This window comes from Algoriphagus sp. AGSA1, from assembly GCF_021390545.1.
Classification (GTDB): Bacteria; Bacteroidota; Bacteroidia; order Cytophagales; family Cyclobacteriaceae; genus Algoriphagus.
This window is the reverse complement of the sequence record NZ_JAJUWR010000005.1, coordinates 1-15,419: the sequence shown is the minus strand read 5'-3', so window position 1 is coordinate 15,419 and position 15,419 is coordinate 1. Positions and strand designations below refer to the sequence as shown.

The window sequence follows — 15,419 nt, the reverse complement described above, 5'->3', positions numbered from 1 at the left end:
CTAGTTTAACTCCTAGTACTAGGGTTTAAAACCCAGGTACCGGTTTTTCGCGATCCTTCTCTTTTTAGGATCCCCTCTTTTTTCATCTTACTCAAGTGATAGTCAATGCCTTTAATAGTAATTCCCAACGCAGCAGCAAGTTCTTCTCGGGTTAGAGATGGTTCCTCTTTGATGAGAATAATTATTTTTTCTCTAGCAACAACAGAACTTTTCCCCGAACTTTTTACAGGGCGTTTTAAAACCACGGTAAACATACCATCTGTTTTAAACTGTGGTTCGGGTAGTCCAGCGTCCTTCATTTGATCTTTGATTCTGCCTACACCGGAACCCACTTGTTCGACCATATGAATGCGGACAAACAAACCAAAAATCAATGGATTTCTGCTATGGCTTTTTGTGCCGAATTCTGCCTCTGTAATTGCGCTGGTTAAACCTCCGGGGTTGGTGATTTCTACTCTATCCTTAAAAAGCTCTACGGTAATTCTTGCTCCTTTATCGTAATAGTCACGATGACAAAGGGCATTGACGATAGCTTCTTTCAACGCCGTCTCCGGTATTTCCCAGAGCTCCTTCCTCGGGCCACTTCCTTCGATTTCATAGCGTACATCCAGCTTGTTTTTTAGCCATTGCATGGCCTGTTCGTACTGCTTGATCAGTGGTCCGCCAAAAGTCTTATCATCGATGATCTGGGTTTTAGTCTCTCCTTCAAAAGCGATACAACGAACCACAGCTGTTTCCACAAATTGCTCTGGAGCTGATCCAAAAAATAATGCTCCTCCATTTTTAATATTTCCGTCAGGCAAAATAAGTCTGAGGTTTTGGATGATTTGTTTCTGTGAAACTGTTTTGGACAGCCCGCTTTCCAGGCGAAATTCTTCAAACCAACTCAAATCCATATCCTTGGCGAGATCGAAGGCAGGGCAGGGAGCTTCATCAAAATAGATACGGTCGGATTGCTGGAAAAAATCCCGCATTTGCTCTACTGTAGTGAGCTTTTGGGTATTAGGACCTTGCCTGACGTAGATGGCCCCAGATAGTACGTAGGGTTTTTGTGTACCACTGTCCACCTCAATCACCCAGACAGTTTTTCCTTCCACTTTCACTGGATATAGGCTGGTGGGAATATGGGGATTGATTTCGTTTAGGGAGTTTTGTATGGCGGATCGTTTTGTATTGTCGATTTCGGCTCCATGAATGATATTGTCATCACTTACCCCAATCAACAACACCCCACCTGCGGCATTTGAAAAAGCACAGATTTCTTCACTCAGCTCCTTAAGCTTGCTCGGCACGCGGATTTTAAACTCTACGTTATAACCTTCTCCGGATTGGATTAGTGAAAGGAGGGAAGCGGTATTGAGAAATTTTTTCATTTATTCTAATTCTCTCAACTTATTCTTGAGTTTATCTGATACTTTATGATTATCCTTTCTATCTTTTATATTGCCTTCATTCCAAAACCTATTTCGTATTAGATTAAGAAAAACTAAGATGACTGCAGCCATGAAATAGCCCGCTACTTGAAAACGATCATCTTGAACAGTAATAGGGTTTTGTTCAATGGGAAGTATAAAAAAGAGAGCTGCAATTGTACAAGGAATTACCCAAAGTAAGTTCCACCAAGTATTTCTTTGCCACTTTTTTACATTTTCTTCCTTCTCTTTTTCTATTTGGTCTTTTATATCAGCTAGGTATTTCTTTTTAAGATCTGCAGCTTTATCTTTTTCTCTTAGGGCTTTTGCATTTGCTTCACCTGCTTCAAAATTGATTTTCTCTTGGCTGTTTGACCTATCTCCAATTTTTTCAAAGCTCTTTAACTTCTTACTAAGATTTTCAATTGCCTTTTCGTACTGTTCAATATCAGATTCTAAAATCGTTTTTTTTGCTTCTAGTCTTTCGTTTTGTTCTGCTCTAGAATTCGAAGTTTGAGTTGTAGATGCAAGTTCTTTCTGTGTTTTTTCGAGTTGTTCTTGAAAGATTTTGAATTCACGATTAAGTTCAGACTCAATAAACTCTCCTTGGTTAAAATCTTCATTCTGAGATTCATTATGATATTTTTCAAGAAAAATGTCTTGAGAAATGATATTGTAAATAACTTTTTCATCATCAATCCCTTGAGATTTAAGGTAATTGACAATTTTTAAAATATCTCTTGATTTTGATGAATCTTTGTGAAATCCTTTCGTAGTTACGGCTTTAATGAAGGCTTTCTTGTAGTCTTTAGTTTGAATTGGTAAAACTCTTACAAGTTTATTGAGTAAAAAAGAAGGCTTGAAAAATACAGGAAAGCTATTTACATCATTATTGTCCTTTAAGCGAGACTTATCAAATTGTATAAGGAGATCGTCTAGAGTTACGCCAAAGTATTTGATGGAATTTAGTGACATATCTCCTCCATTTATTTCCTTCTGACGGCTATCTAAAAGTAATTCACGAAGAGTGATGTCATGTATAGCTTGTTTGTCACTCTTTTCAATTGGTGAGAATTGGATGTTTTTTAAATCGTAGAATTCCTTTCTTGTTTCATTCTTGCTTGAAATGTATTCTTGGAATTCTTGAACTTTGGCACTTATATAGCCCTCTCCGAGGTGCTCAATTCTTATCTTATTTCGTGCAATTTCAATAGTTTTATGTTTTAAAGTAGTCTGGGACAATCCAATTGCTTCAGTAGGATGAATAGTTCCCTCTCTGTTTTCTAAAAGACTTTCGTAAAATTTTCTTGAAAAGCTATCTAGATTTTCACTTTTCAAAATTGCTTTTATAGAACTATCGGTTAGCTTATCATCTAAGAGATCAAACTCAGACTTCTTTTTTCCTAGCTCTTTATATGTTATGTCTGAATAGCGAAGTTTTACTTTGATGTGTTCTGTGTTGTCTCTTACCAATTGAATAAGTGCCTTACATGCATCGTTTTCTGGATGAGAATGTAAGTCAAGAAGTGAGTACAGAACGTTTGTGTCAAGGTATAAAACCCAATCCACAAGATCCTGCTCAATTGTATCTCTCGCAATTTCTGCTTGAAAACCTAGTGAAGAAAATGATAGTGTTCTCTGAGCTAGGTCATTAAGGAAGGTAAGATCCTCGGTTGATGCAAAATCAGGGAATCGCTCCACTATTTGCCTGAAAGGAAGTTTAAGCTCTGAATCAATTATACCCTTCAAAGTATTGGTAAGAACGTTTACGTAATAATTGCTTCCATCTCCATTTTTAATGTGAGGATGTAAGGTTTTAATGGCTTCTTGACCATATTCGTAAAAGGAGTCATACAAATATTCTAAGAAAGTGTTCCAAAGGAACTTCACTTCCTCTCCATTCAATTCAATGCCAAGCTCATCAATAATAAAATTTTTAAAGTTTTGATATCGAGTTTTTTCTTTATCTCTTGCCTCTATATCTAGGGCATCAATTGATGACTTTTCTTCTTCTGATAAGGAAAGGATTTTCTTTTCTACTGTAATGCGCCTTTCTTTTAAAAGAAAACTTACTACATCGTCTAACTCCGCTTGGTAAGGCTCAAAACCAAATTGCTCGTTAATATATTTAGCTAAATCTTTTGTCTCGCATGATTTTATCTCATTAAGGGTTCTGATTATAACAGAAATAAAGGTGTCCTTTCTGGTGTCAGATGCCGCAACTGAAAGTGCTGAGAGTATTCTTATTTGATTTTTTAGATCTTTCATAGCTAAATATTTTAAACTCTAACCCTAATTGATCCCGTCAACAGCTTTTGCATTAAGCCTTTCTTTTGTTCTTTGAGGGTAGCTATTTGCTGCTTCAATAGTTCAATTTCTCTATCGGCTTCAGATAGTACCGATACAATTCTTTTCTGCTCAGCTAATGAAGGAACTGGGATTTTTAGCTTGGCAAATTCTCCTTGACCCAAGGTTTTGTTACGTCCTGCTCCGCCTGGAGAGGCTAAGCCTAAAAGGTGCTTTCCTCTGGCTGTTTTGAAGTAGTATAATAGGTAGTCCAAATCAAGAACTCCTTTCTTAGGCTTATACATTGGGAAGCGATGCGAGGCAATCATACCTACTTCTGCTTCTGTGGTTTTCGCAATGGCATGTTCCCATGCAAATACGATGTTGACCACAAAGCAATCTGGTTGAATCCAGAAAACTGACTTGTCACCCAAGCTTGCTCCGGTTACTTCCATTTTATGAAATATACCCTTGCAGTGAGAACGAATGCCAATTTCTCTGTAAAGTCTTTCTGGTTCAGGAGTGAATGGTTTTTTAACTTTTTGAACTATTTCTGAAATTGGTTTTAAATTCCAGTCAGAAGGAATGTCGCCCAAGTATGTACTTATCTTGTCTTCATTCTGATGAAATTGCTGAAACCTTATTTCACCTTTAAATAAACCTATTTCAATACCTTTTCTTCTTGTTAGCAATTCATTAAGAAGTAATTCTTTCTTGTCAATTGCCTTTTCCCATGTAATTAAAATATCAACAATTCTGTTTTGTTCAGCATCAGGGGGGAATGGAACTTTTAGATATTGGAACTCAGAAATCCAGTATCGTTTATGGTCTTCGGCTTGAAATTTTACTGTATCAAATGCACTGAAAATATATTTCAAATTCAAACCCTGTCTGTTCGGCTTAAGAATTTTAGTTGCTGAACTTCTTATTTTAAAGGGAAAATCAACATACTTCCTGTCAGTCGTAAAATCGTCAAATAAAATGATTGGGGTTTTCCTAAACACGCCATTAGTTTCGCTAGAATACCCCAACACGAAAGATTTGTTGGAGGTAAGTACGGGGATACCGTTCTGAGCATCAATATCCTTAGTTATATACTTTGTGGGTTGCTCATAATCCAACAATTCGCCTAAGCGAATAGTATCCCAATCCGATGGAATTAAGCCAATATTTGTAAGTCTATATCCTTCTTTTTCCTCCATAACTTAATACCCTAATTCCTTTAAGTAAGTATCCATTTGCTGCTCAACTGTCACTAATTCCTTTTTCAATACTGTAATATTCCGTTGAGTTGCAGGAATGTCCACTACTTCATCTTCCTCAAAAGTGTCCACATAGCGAGGAATATTCAGGTTGTACTCGTTTTCCTCCACTTCTTGAATAGTTGCACGATAGGCAAATTTTTCCTCCAGAACTACACCTTCTTTGGTGGTTAATGGTGTTGCGGTTTGAAAAACCCTATACATGTTCACCACTTTCTCAATGTCCTTGTCACGCAAGCGGTTTTGGTTAGTGCCTGATTCATAACCTTGGCTGGCATCTATGAAGAGAATATCCTTGTTGTCTCCTTTAGCTCGGTTGAATATCAAAATGGTGGCAGGAATACCTGTGCCGAAGAAGAGGTTGGCAGGTAGTCCAATTACCGCCTCTAATAGGTTTTCTTCAATGAGCTGTTGTCTGATTTTACCTTCACTGCTTCCCCTAAATAGTACGCCGTGAGGGAGTATTACACCTACACGACCTGTATCGTGGTATGTAGACTCGATCATGTGAGAGATAAAAGCGTAATCACCTTTGCTTTTGGGGGGTACACCTCTATGGAATCGGGTAAACTGGTCAACCATGGCAACATCTGCTCCCCATTTATCGAGCGAAAATGGAGGGTTTGCTCCTACAATGTTTCCTTTGAGTAGGCTGTCATTTTCTAATAACTTAGGATTGTTGAGTGTGTCGCCCCATTCTATGGTAGCATCATCAATCTCATGTAGGAACATGTTCATACGAGCGAGTGCCCAGGTGCTTCCGTTGATTTCCTGTCCGTAAAGCGAGAAGTTCTTGCTACCTACCTGTTTGGATAGTTTAATAAGTAGAGACCCCGAACCGCAGGTAGGATCAATTATTCTGTCACCGGGTTGCGGATTGAGCAACTTGGCTAATAGTTTAGATACCTGTGCAGGGGTATAAAATTCTCCTGCTTTCTTTCCTGCATCACTGGCAAATTTTTCAATCAGGTACTCATAGGCATCCCCGATCACATCATTGTCCTCCAAATGGGAGGGTTGCAAGTCTAAAGCTGAAAAGTCAACTAAGAGGTTTTTGAGTCTTCTGTTACGGTCTTTGGTTTGCCCAAGGTTGGCTTCTGAGTTGAAATCAATGTTTCGAAACACTCGCTCCAACTTGCTGCGGTTGGCGTCTTCCAAACTTTCAAGCGCAGTGTTGATCAGCTCACCCACATTGGCAGCATTGCGATTTTCAAAGAGGTAATCGAAGGTGCAGGTATCAGGTAATTGGAAGCGCTCGTTTCTCAACGCTCGCTGCATACGGATTTCATCACCATTATATTTTTCTGCATAGAAGTTCTTTTTGTCCTTCCACACATCCGATACGTACTTTACGAAAAGCATGGTGAGGATGTAATCCTTGTACTGGGAAGGATCAATTACACCCCTGAACGTGTCACATGCCTTCCAGACTATGTTGTTGATTTCGCTTTGTGTAATTGCTTTTTTACTCATGCTTTTTGAGAGATAATATTTTTAATGACGGCTTGATATACTTTTTGCTTTTCTGCAATGATTTTTAGGGATAGATCCATGTCTTTATAATGTAACTGTTTAATGTCAATGGCTTTTTGCTGTAGTTCCATCGATGGAAGTATAAAAGAAAAAGCTTCCAGTTCTGATTTTCGAATAGAAGGGATGGAGCTACCTGCTCCCAAAGTAAGAAAGTATGCCTGTGTTTGAGGCATATTAAATAAAGTAGTAAGGAAATCAGGAATCACTCTTGATTGATCTACTTTGATCACAAAGAAGATAGAGGAGGCAATGGCAGGACCAAAGTCTTTCTGATAAGTCCATGCGAAGTTTCTCATTCCTTTTCCCACCAGGATGACATCTCCATCTTCTAATAGATGGGATTCATTTTTTTGATCGATTAGAGCGAAAGTGTCTATCTGTTCCGACTGATTGCCCCACTCATCAAAATGCTTTGCCTGTAGATAGGCAGCATTTCCTTCATCCGCTGGTTTGGTATATAGGCCAAATTGTAATTGGGTGATATCACCTAATTTTACCTTCATTTATTTGTAGTGAGTTTCAAATTTTAATAAAGGTAGTTTAATATCCTGTGATAACAAGTAAAAATTATTGTAGATGTTTTCAAAAAAAATATTAAGGAGTCAATAAGCTTAACTCCTTATTGTCCGATCAGGTGGTGTGACAATCATTACTGCAATGAAAACACCCATTGCTTTTACTATAGATTTTTTTTGCTTCGGCGACTGCTGTTCTGCATATTGGATGCCAGCCTAGATCCCGATAATTACTTGGGAAATAGTCACACCCAGTTTGATGAACTTCATGGTCGCCATTGGGTTGGGCGACATTGTTTACTACGAAATTTGGCATTTTAGTTTGGGTTTTGTGAAGTATAAACATAGGGTAAATTGCTTAAAGTGTGTGGTTTACGTGATGTGGTTTGGTTCATTTTGACATTAATTGGCAGGGAAGTCACCTTTTTACGTCAATAGTATCGTCTTAGAGTAGAGATGAAAGAGTTTTAACTAGGTGGATTTACAAATCCCACTAAGTCAGAACGAGCATTTTGACTACACCTAAAGGAGTTAATCCAATCACCCCACAACAGATCATGAACCTCACCTTCTGTTTTTGTCAGAAAAAGGATGCGGTGAGACGAAGATAATTCTTCAGATCGAGTAAAAAACACCGCAATTCCCTCACATTTCCTCCCATTTCCCCAAAAAATACCCTGTATAGGGTATGTGCTGGTATCATTTTATTCCTTTTCTTGTGACTGTTCTTTATCGCCTGCGGCTCTCAAGCACTGAGACTCCCAGAATCCTGGAACTACGCCAACTTTTATAGTATCCTTGTGTCTCGTTTAAATTTAGAAACCCAAGCCATGCCAATTTCAAATAGGTAAAGGATGGGTGAGGAATTTAAAGTTCCTCCCAGTAACGACATGACCTATTATTAGTGGGATTTATCATAAAGTATAAATATTAAGTATGTGGAGTGACAATGAATCGCTATCAGACTATATTGATTATAGTCATTTATTAAATGCTGTAACGGGTATAATAGATAATCCAGATCTTTTGCCGTGTAGTATAGGTATTTACGGTGACTGGGGTAGTGGAAAATCGAGTTTAATGAAAATGGTCGAACATCACTATGAAGATAATAAAGACGTTTTGGTAATTAGATTTAATGGGTGGCTTTTTGAAGGTTATGAGGATGCGAAGACGGTATTGATGGCAAGTATCGTAGATGAAATTATCGCAAAGCGAACCTTTACAGAGAAGGCATTAAAATCTGCTGCAAAACTTTTAAAGCGTATTGATTGGATAAAAGCCGCAGGGACTGCTTCGAAACATGCAATTGCGTATGCCACAATGGGTCCATTGGGCTCATTAAGCATTGCTGCAACAGAAGCGATTGCCAAGCTAAAAGATGTGGACTATGAAAGCTACATTAAGGCCAAACAGGAGAAAAAAGAAGGTGATCCGGATGATACACTCCGGAGTAATATCCAGGAATTCCATAAAAACTTTGAAGATCTCATCAGTGAAACAAAGATAGCGAAGATAATCGTACTCATTGACGATCTAGACCGCTGTTCCCCCGATACGGTAATTGGGACGCTGGAAGCCATCAAGTTGTTTTTGTTTACAAAAAATACTGCCTTCGTGATAGGAGCGGATGAGCGACTGATCAAATACTCTGTCAAAAGAAGATTTCCTGAGGTTCCGGGTGATAATATGGAAGTCGGGCGTGATTATTTGGAGAAACTCATCCAGTTTCCAATTCGCATACCAGAGCTGAATACTGTTGAAATGACCACGTACATCAACCTTCTATTCGCCAAGTTATATGTCGATGACGAATTGTTTGAAAAAATGAGGAGTGAGGTAATTCTAGCCAAACAGGCCAAAGGCTTCGATTTTATGTTTGACCAAACTAACTTGAATGATTTTTTCGCCTCCCCTGATAACGAATTTGTAGATGCGATTGCGCTTTGCTCACAAGTAGTGCCAGTCTTGAGCAGAGGTTTAAATGGTAATCCAAGACAAACGAAACGTTTTCTTAACACCCTATTGATCCGAATGCAGATGGGGGGCTCCAAAGGAATGACTCTTAAAAGAAGGATGTTGGCCAAATTGATGCTCTTAGAGTATTTTAAACCGGAAACATTTAGCAGTTTCCATGATTTTCAGGCCAAAAATAATGGATTGCTTACACTATTGGCGCCTCTGGAACATTTTGATCTAAAAGAAGGAGAGCAAACGGGGCTGAACGAAGAACAAAAACTTTTACTGGAGGATTTATGGCTTTCAGATTGGGTAAAAAGCGAACCGAAGCTCTCCGGAGAAAACCTCCAGCCCTACTTCTATTTCTCTCGAGAGAAACTGGGGATAACCGCAGTTAACCTGCAGAGAATGACACCAAAAGCCCAAGAAGTACTTCAAGGTCTTTTGAGTGAGTCTCAAACTATTCAAAACAACACACTAAAGACGATTTCAGCGGTTTCAGGCAGCGAAGCGGCTTCAGTTTTTGAGGCCTTGACACAGAAAATTCGACAGGGTGAAAGTTCTAAGGAAAATACAGCTCCCCTTAAAATGTTAATCGAATTATGCAGATTAAAACCTGAGCTCATTTCCCAACTAATCACTTTTCTAAGTAAAGTAAATGAAAAGACCCTGCCATTGACAACGGTAACGATGGCGGAAGGATTATTAAAAACATCACATCCTCAGCAGCTAAAAACACTCCTGAAAAAATGGTCAGGTTCAGAAAATAAAAGACTGTCAAATCTGGCGAAGACAAAAATAGAAAAATAGTTATGGGAACTTCCGCTTCAAACGGCGGGCCTAAAGGCTCACCGCCACTTTTGCCGCCCTGGTATAACGATGACGATTTACCTGCTCCCGATCCAAATCCTGATGCACCCTTACCAGAACCTCCGCCGTTTGACAGCTCTGATATTGCACCTGAACGCTCCCCCGAAGACCAAAATCAACCTGTCAATGATAATGCTACGCCTGCACCTGTGCCGGAAGCTCCCGCAACAGAAAGCGTCTCGCGAAACTGGGGGAGTGCTAAAGGGGCGATGACGCGCATGTCTAACAATACAGGAGGTGCTTCATTCAGAAAAGCTGGTAAAAAATACGTTGGTAGTTTGGGAGGATCAAAGTCGGCAACTAAAGCCGCCTCTAAGGGAATCAGGGTAGGTAGTACTTATGCCTCTTTCCTCGGATCGTTGTCTTCACGTGGCTTTGCCGAAACATTGGATAGCCTTGGGTTGTCAGATTTTATAGGGAAATCGACGGAAGAGACTTGCATGGCCATTGCAAATGTGCTGGCACCAGTGGGTTCTACAAATGATGAGGCGATTGCAAGAGACGCTATGATTTCTACCCTTGATACGCTGTATATGAAAATGGATGAAAATGATATCAATTCATTGGAGAACCTAACTTCCGAGCTTGTGAAGGAAACATTGATAGAATATGTAAGTAATTATATATTCAGCAAATGGATGTATGAGTTGGGCAGTACCATAGAGAAGGGGAATATAACTGTGCAGGAGGCCGTGGAACTTGAGTGTTCCGTGAAAGACTTAATCTATGCGGAGACGACAGAGCAATATAGGTCAGTTACTATTGAAACGAGTAGCTTGCAAGATGTATCGACATCAAAAATTATAGAAGATATTTTTTCCACTGCTTATTCTTTATTGGAAATATGAGTACTATACACATAATAGTGAAGGTCAAACAGGCTGAAGTACTAGAGTTAGGATTGCCTGAAGGGAAAATGCCAGTGGTTGTTTCTTTGGACCAGGGTGATGAGAACAAAATGTTGCGTTCCTCGATCCTGAATGAACTAGACAGAGTGGGACTGGTATTGAACAATTCGATGTATGACGTTTTGAACTTTGCTCTTGGCCTATATACTATTGATCAGGTTGTTTCCAGGAGCATGAACGGTTTTCAAGGCTGGAGTAGGCATATGGTTGTTTATCTTGTTGTACATGATATCGATGCCTGGAACAGTGTAAAGGAGCCCCTCGAAAATTATATAGGATTTTTAAGTGGGGATAAATGGGTTTTCAATTTCAGAAAACATGCTGATGATCGGGAGGTAGAGATTTCTGAACAAAGAAATGCTGGAGGATTTACAAAAGTCAGCCTTTTATCGGGTGGCCTGGATTCTTTCATCGGAGCCATTGATCTTCTGAGTAGCGGAAATGAAAAGCCATACTTTGTGAGCCATTATAAAACAGGTACTGAAAGCAGTACGCAAGAAAAAATTCTTCAAGGACTGATAACTAAATTCGGAGCCGACAAATTCAGCTCCAGTCGTTTTTATGTGCAACCAAATCAGAAAAATAGTGATGCGCAAAAAGAAAACTCCTCAAGAGCAAGGTCATTGCTATTCATTTGCCTAGGACTGGCTATGGCCAATTCGTTAGGGAATGACATTCCGCTAATACTTCCTGAAAATGGTCTTATTTCGTTAAACATTCCTTTGACAAAGACCCGCTTGAGCAGTCATAGTACAAGAACGACCCATCCATATTTTGTGGATGGCCTTAACCACATTTTTCCAGCGCTCGGGATTTTCAATATAATCATTAATCCTTATAGGTTTAAAACCAAAGGACAGATGATGGTGGAGTGTAGGGATGGAGAATTTTTGGCGCTGCATTCGAAGGAAACAATATCCTGCTCTCACCCTGAAAACAGCCGTTACACAGGAAAAGCACCAGGTTTAAATTGCGGCTACTGTGTGCCATGTATTATCAGGCAGTCGGCTGAAAAGAAGTTCGGCGAAATCTCTACTGACTATGCTCTTGAGGACGTAAGGAGAGAGCCTCCTTCACAGAAAACTAAAAAAGGTGCCGACTATCGCGCATTCAAAATGGCCCTAGAAAAACTTGATGGGATGTCTGCCCGACATTCGTTAGCTTTACAGATCAGCAGGTCAGGCCCAATACCCTATGAAAACAGTACATCACTGGATGAATACATTTCTGTCTATGTACGCGGGATGAACGAGGTTAAAGACTTTTTAAATAGTTAGCTACATGCTTTTTGACACTCATTTTCATTTGGACTTAGTTGAGGATAATCTTGGTTTACTGCAAAGATTGGAGGAGATGAAAATATACACAATTGCTGTTACAAATCTTCCAAAACTATTCAGTCACACTGAAAAGTTGTGCGAAGGATTTAAATTTATTAGGCCAGCTTTGGGGTTTCACCCTGAACTGGCCTCACAGTACAAAAGCCAGCTTTCAGTGTTTCGCGAATTAATCGACCGATCTAGATATATTGGAGAAATTGGTTTAGATAATCTTCGAAAGGCATCACAGGATTTTAAGGATCAGAAGGATATATTTAGTTCAATACTAAATATTTGTGCAGAAGATGGCAATAAGATTTTGACAATACATTCCCGTAGAGCTGAAAAACAACTAATTTCGATGATCGGGAATAATTTTCCTGGAAAGATAATACTTCACTGGTATTCAGGTTCCCTTAAAGATCTCGAGACTGCCTTATCTTATGGTTTTTACTTTTCGATAAATTATAACATGACCCAATCGGTCAATGGTAAAAAGATTATCGGAGCTTTACCCCTCGACAGAATTCTCTTGGAGTCTGATGGTCCTTTTACAGTCTTAGAGAATGTTCCATTCACACCTCTGAATTCAAAAATTACTATTAATGAGATTATACGAATAAAAAAAAATATCGTGAATGCTGAGGAAATAGAGGCATCAGTGTTTTTTAATAATTTTAAGTCTTTATTGTCGGGTAATTAGAACTTCTATATAATCATTTAAAAAACGGCACTTCTATAAAAGGAAGGATTAAAGTTGGGAGAGAATTTTTCTAATCATTGTCTAAGAGAGCTAATTTGGAAAGTGAGGCTACATATGATTAATACAGAACAAAGCAGTATTATTAATTAACTAAATCTTCCAGTTATCTGCTTTTACCCACTCAGGGACGATTAATGATCAACTTATTTACTCTGTTTTCCTACTGCTTTATCAGCTAATTGTTGTAGCTCTTCCATGGTAAGCTTTTTATTAGCGTCTACAATTAATACACCTCTTATTTCTTCTGGTTTAAAATCTGCTTTTCCAGATTTGCCTGTTTTGGGATCATAGTACATTAAGTCTTGATTAATAGTTGGTGTTTGAAATTCGATGTATCCATAATCATTAGTATTTTTCTCAGTGGAAGATAGATTTGTCATTTTTGTTTGGAGGGGTTGATCCTGAGTAAGCGGGGATAGATATATAGGTGGAGGGAACATGAAATTTATTCCTGAATTATATAATCCGTTTTTACAATCTCCTAAATGAAGAGGAATGGGGATTGATATAAATATATTTTCATAGTGAATTGTAAAAATATGAAAAGGTGCTTTCTCTGTAATATCTTTTCTGCTAAATAGGTAACATGCCAGCTTTTCTTCATTTTGATAAATTGGCAATCCCGTGCAATGAATGAACTGAGCAAATTGTGTTAAGATATTTTCCTTGGTTGAAGTAATAAGATTTTTTATAGTATAAATGTAATTTGGAGCTTCTGTTTCTGGTATGATGGAAAGAGCAATTTTTAATAATGATTTGTAAACATTAATTGGAATATATGGTTGCTTCTTATAGTTAATTGTGTTTTTAGAAGTTTCAGAGTCGAATTCTATAAAACTTTTATCTGAATTTAATAATACATTGTATTTGTCTTGCGAGTTTTCTGTAAAGTTTGGGTTTGCGTTTACACCGTCTGTCGATTTGTATTTAGACTTTCCTTTTTTTCCAATAGTTCCGTGAATAGATCTTGATATTCCTAACCAATTAGCGAAATCGTTTTCAAATGTACTAAACAGCATATTGCACTTGTCGCATTCAAAGTCGGAAACTAAGTGTTTGTTACCAAGAAAGTTAGGGATTAGATGCGCATCATTTCTGAAAGTGCTGCTTTCATTTGATGCTGCGCAAAATCTACATATTCTATCTTTTTTGGGTTTCATGCCTCTTTGTGTAGAATTTAGAGGCTTTACTATATTTTGAATCTCGTATAATTTCAAAAATTCATTTAATGCCGTTTCCTGTGAAAAAAATGTATGGATCTGTTGATTCATGGTATAGTTCACTGATTTGGTTTAAGACTAGAAGCGCAATTTTTCACTTCTCAATAATTGGAAATTCAATTTCTTCCCTTGGGGTGAAAAACCCTTTAATACAATTTGGATTACGAACACATACTTGAATATGGCTTTTTTCAAAAAGCCCTGCTCCTTCAAAGGCGGGCCCACCCTCTGTAAAGACACCTCTGGTAGTATCGAAATTTTTAGTAGAACTATTTCCTTCAACTTCAATTTCTTCATCCCAAGTTTCAAAAATCGATTGATGCATGAATTCTATCACAGCACAATCTAATTCCCTAAGCAGTAAGTTCTTGTTTGAATCACTATTTACATTCCTGTTTTTCGGAAGTTCATCTCCAAGAATATCGTATAAATCTTTGAATCCGGTATAGTGATGTTGAATTAGCCTGATATACTTAGAATCGAGAAAATCACAACAATAGCCTAAGTGGATGACCGCCCCGAGAACAGATGGGTTTTTTATCTTGCCATTTTTCTTTTTTTCTTCTGCCCAAAGCAAGGCTCGGGTATAATTATTCTCCCAAAAATACATTCCATTCCCTAGCCAGTCATATGGGTTTTTCGAAATGAGTATTTCATTCGGATGATTAATCAATTTGTCTCTATCAGATTTCTCGCACCCATGAAATCCAATAATAAAATTAGGCCTTACATCATACATTAAAAAATCAGGTTAGTTTTAAAATCGTCTATTTCCTTTTGGAATGTGCCTTTAATGCAGGATAATGTTTAGTGAATTCTCCTTTCTTGGTTAGGATACCCGCACGGTTCAAGGAGGCTATAGCCTCCTTCTTGGACATGGTCTTTGCTGCCTCAATACTTTCCTTGGCAATCTCCATCAATTTCGCAAAATCCTTATCACTCATTTTTACCTCCTTTTTATCTGTAATACAAAATAGCAAAAACTGGTTCAATTTTTACGTTTTTCGCATAAATTTTAAATCACCCTCTTCCCCTCCTCACTGATCACATACCTCTACTCCAGACTATTCCGGCTTTCTGGATTGGTCAATCAAGATTTTTATGTCTCAATATAATGGTTTACGGATAGTTTACTTTTAGTACCATCCTTTTTGATAGATTGCTTTTTTTGGAAAGTTAAATATCCGGTTTCAGTAAGATAAACAAAAAATCAGGTGTTTTATTTTATTCGGAAATATAGAAAGTTGTAGTCGGTAACTGACAATGCACCAAAAATGGAAAACAGGAATGCGCCACTAATGGCAACAAGGGTGCACCAGTTAGTAAATATAGTTTAGCTATTTCTGATGTTCAAAGAAAGACTGTCTATTTT

12 protein-coding genes are annotated in these 15,419 nt (G+C 38.2%); 4 read left to right on the top strand and 8 right to left on the bottom strand.

The features are described from left to right. Window positions 1-5: 5 nt before the first annotated feature. From LZF95_RS04340 to LZF95_RS04320, 5 genes are read right to left on the bottom strand one after another with little or no spacing between them, the layout of a single operon-like run. Entirely contained in the window at window positions 6-1,373 is a 1,368-nt protein-coding gene (locus LZF95_RS04340; RefSeq protein ID WP_233753768.1) for a helix-turn-helix domain-containing protein, read from the bottom strand. After that, window positions 1,374-3,680 carry a hypothetical protein gene (locus LZF95_RS04335; RefSeq protein WP_233753767.1) on the bottom strand — a complete coding sequence of 769 codons (2,307 nt, stop codon included), beginning with the start codon at window positions 3,678-3,680 and terminating at the stop codon, window positions 1,374-1,376. An 11-nt stretch (window positions 3,681-3,691) separates the two neighbouring features. Beyond that, window positions 3,692-4,900 carry a restriction endonuclease subunit S gene (locus tag LZF95_RS04330; RefSeq protein WP_233753766.1) on the bottom strand — a complete coding sequence of 403 codons (1,209 nt, stop codon included), beginning with the start codon at window positions 4,898-4,900 and terminating at the stop codon, window positions 3,692-3,694. A 3-nt stretch (window positions 4,901-4,903) separates the two neighbouring features. Continuing rightward, on the bottom strand, window positions 4,904-6,433 hold the full coding sequence (locus LZF95_RS04325; RefSeq protein ID WP_233753765.1) for a type I restriction-modification system subunit M: 1,530 nt from the start codon (window positions 6,431-6,433) through the stop codon (window positions 4,904-4,906). Beyond that, window positions 6,430-6,996, bottom strand: a complete 567-nt coding sequence (locus tag LZF95_RS04320; protein ID WP_233753764.1) for a restriction endonuclease subunit S — start codon at window positions 6,994-6,996, stop codon at window positions 6,430-6,432. Before LZF95_RS04320 ends, LZF95_RS04325 begins: the two co-directional genes overlap by 4 nt. Window positions 6,997-7,944: 948 nt before the next feature. Between LZF95_RS04320 and LZF95_RS04315 the strand changes: the two genes are divergently transcribed. From LZF95_RS04315 to qatD, 4 genes are read left to right on the top strand one after another with little or no spacing between them, the layout of a single operon-like run. Further along, on the top strand, window positions 7,945-9,777 hold the full coding sequence (locus LZF95_RS04315) for a P-loop NTPase fold protein (protein ID WP_233753763.1): 1,833 nt from the start codon (window positions 7,945-7,947) through the stop codon (window positions 9,775-9,777). A gap of 2 nt (window positions 9,778-9,779) precedes the next feature. Then, window positions 9,780-10,685, top strand: a complete 906-nt coding sequence (gene qatB, locus LZF95_RS04310; RefSeq protein ID WP_233753762.1) for a Qat anti-phage system associated protein QatB — start codon at window positions 9,780-9,782, stop codon at window positions 10,683-10,685. Further along, a complete protein-coding gene (gene qatC / locus LZF95_RS04305) occupies window positions 10,682-12,022 on the top strand; it encodes a Qat anti-phage system QueC-like protein QatC (protein ID WP_233753761.1) in 1,341 nt (446 codons plus the stop codon). Before qatB ends, qatC begins: the two co-directional genes overlap by 4 nt. A 4-nt stretch (window positions 12,023-12,026) precedes the next feature. Continuing rightward, window positions 12,027-12,767, top strand: coding sequence for a Qat anti-phage system TatD family nuclease QatD (gene qatD / locus LZF95_RS04300; protein ID WP_233753760.1), 741 nt, complete (start codon window positions 12,027-12,029; stop codon window positions 12,765-12,767). A gap of 203 nt (window positions 12,768-12,970) precedes the next feature. Here the strand turns inward: qatD and LZF95_RS04295 are convergent, their stop codons facing one another. From LZF95_RS04295 to LZF95_RS04285, 3 genes are read right to left on the bottom strand one after another with little or no spacing between them, the layout of a single operon-like run. Then, window positions 12,971-14,098 carry an HNH endonuclease gene (locus tag LZF95_RS04295; protein ID WP_233753759.1) on the bottom strand — a complete coding sequence of 376 codons (1,128 nt, stop codon included), beginning with the start codon at window positions 14,096-14,098 and terminating at the stop codon, window positions 12,971-12,973. A 43-nt stretch (window positions 14,099-14,141) separates the two neighbouring features. After that, entirely contained in the window at window positions 14,142-14,786 is a 645-nt protein-coding gene (locus LZF95_RS04290; RefSeq protein ID WP_233753758.1) for a hypothetical protein, read from the bottom strand. A gap of 28 nt (window positions 14,787-14,814) precedes the next feature. After that, complete coding sequence (locus tag LZF95_RS04285; protein ID WP_233753757.1) at window positions 14,815-14,991, bottom strand: hypothetical protein; 177 nt, start codon at window positions 14,989-14,991, stop codon at window positions 14,815-14,817. Between the last annotated feature and the right edge of the window lie 428 nt (window positions 14,992-15,419).

Bases quoted from the DNA above. Each gene is read 5' to 3' on its own strand.
- qatB (WP_233753762.1), top strand. From the start codon at position 9,780: ATGGGAACTTCCGCTTCAAACGGCGGGCCTAAAGGCTCACCGCCACTT.
- LZF95_RS04295 (WP_233753759.1), bottom strand. From the start codon at position 14,098: ATGAATCAACAGATCCATACATTTTTTTCACAGGAAACGGCATTAAAT.
- qatD (WP_233753760.1), top strand. From the start codon at position 12,027: ATGCTTTTTGACACTCATTTTCATTTGGACTTAGTTGAGGATAATCTT.
- LZF95_RS04335 (WP_233753767.1), bottom strand. From the start codon at position 3,680: ATGAAAGATCTAAAAAATCAAATAAGAATACTCTCAGCACTTTCAGTT.
- LZF95_RS04330 (WP_233753766.1), bottom strand. From the start codon at position 4,900: ATGGAGGAAAAAGAAGGATATAGACTTACAAATATTGGCTTAATTCCA.
- LZF95_RS04325 (WP_233753765.1), bottom strand. From the start codon at position 6,433: ATGAGTAAAAAAGCAATTACACAAAGCGAAATCAACAACATAGTCTGG.
- LZF95_RS04290 (WP_233753758.1), bottom strand. From the start codon at position 14,786: ATGTATGATGTAAGGCCTAATTTTATTATTGGATTTCATGGGTGCGAG.
- LZF95_RS04340 (WP_233753768.1), bottom strand. From the start codon at position 1,373: ATGAAAAAATTTCTCAATACCGCTTCCCTCCTTTCACTAATCCAATCC.
- LZF95_RS04320 (WP_233753764.1), bottom strand. From the start codon at position 6,996: ATGAAGGTAAAATTAGGTGATATCACCCAATTACAATTTGGCCTATAT.
- LZF95_RS04315 (WP_233753763.1), top strand. From the start codon at position 7,945: ATGTGGAGTGACAATGAATCGCTATCAGACTATATTGATTATAGTCAT.
- qatC (WP_233753761.1), top strand. From the start codon at position 10,682: ATGAGTACTATACACATAATAGTGAAGGTCAAACAGGCTGAAGTACTA.
- LZF95_RS04285 (WP_233753757.1), bottom strand. From the start codon at position 14,991: ATGAGTGATAAGGATTTTGCGAAATTGATGGAGATTGCCAAGGAAAGT.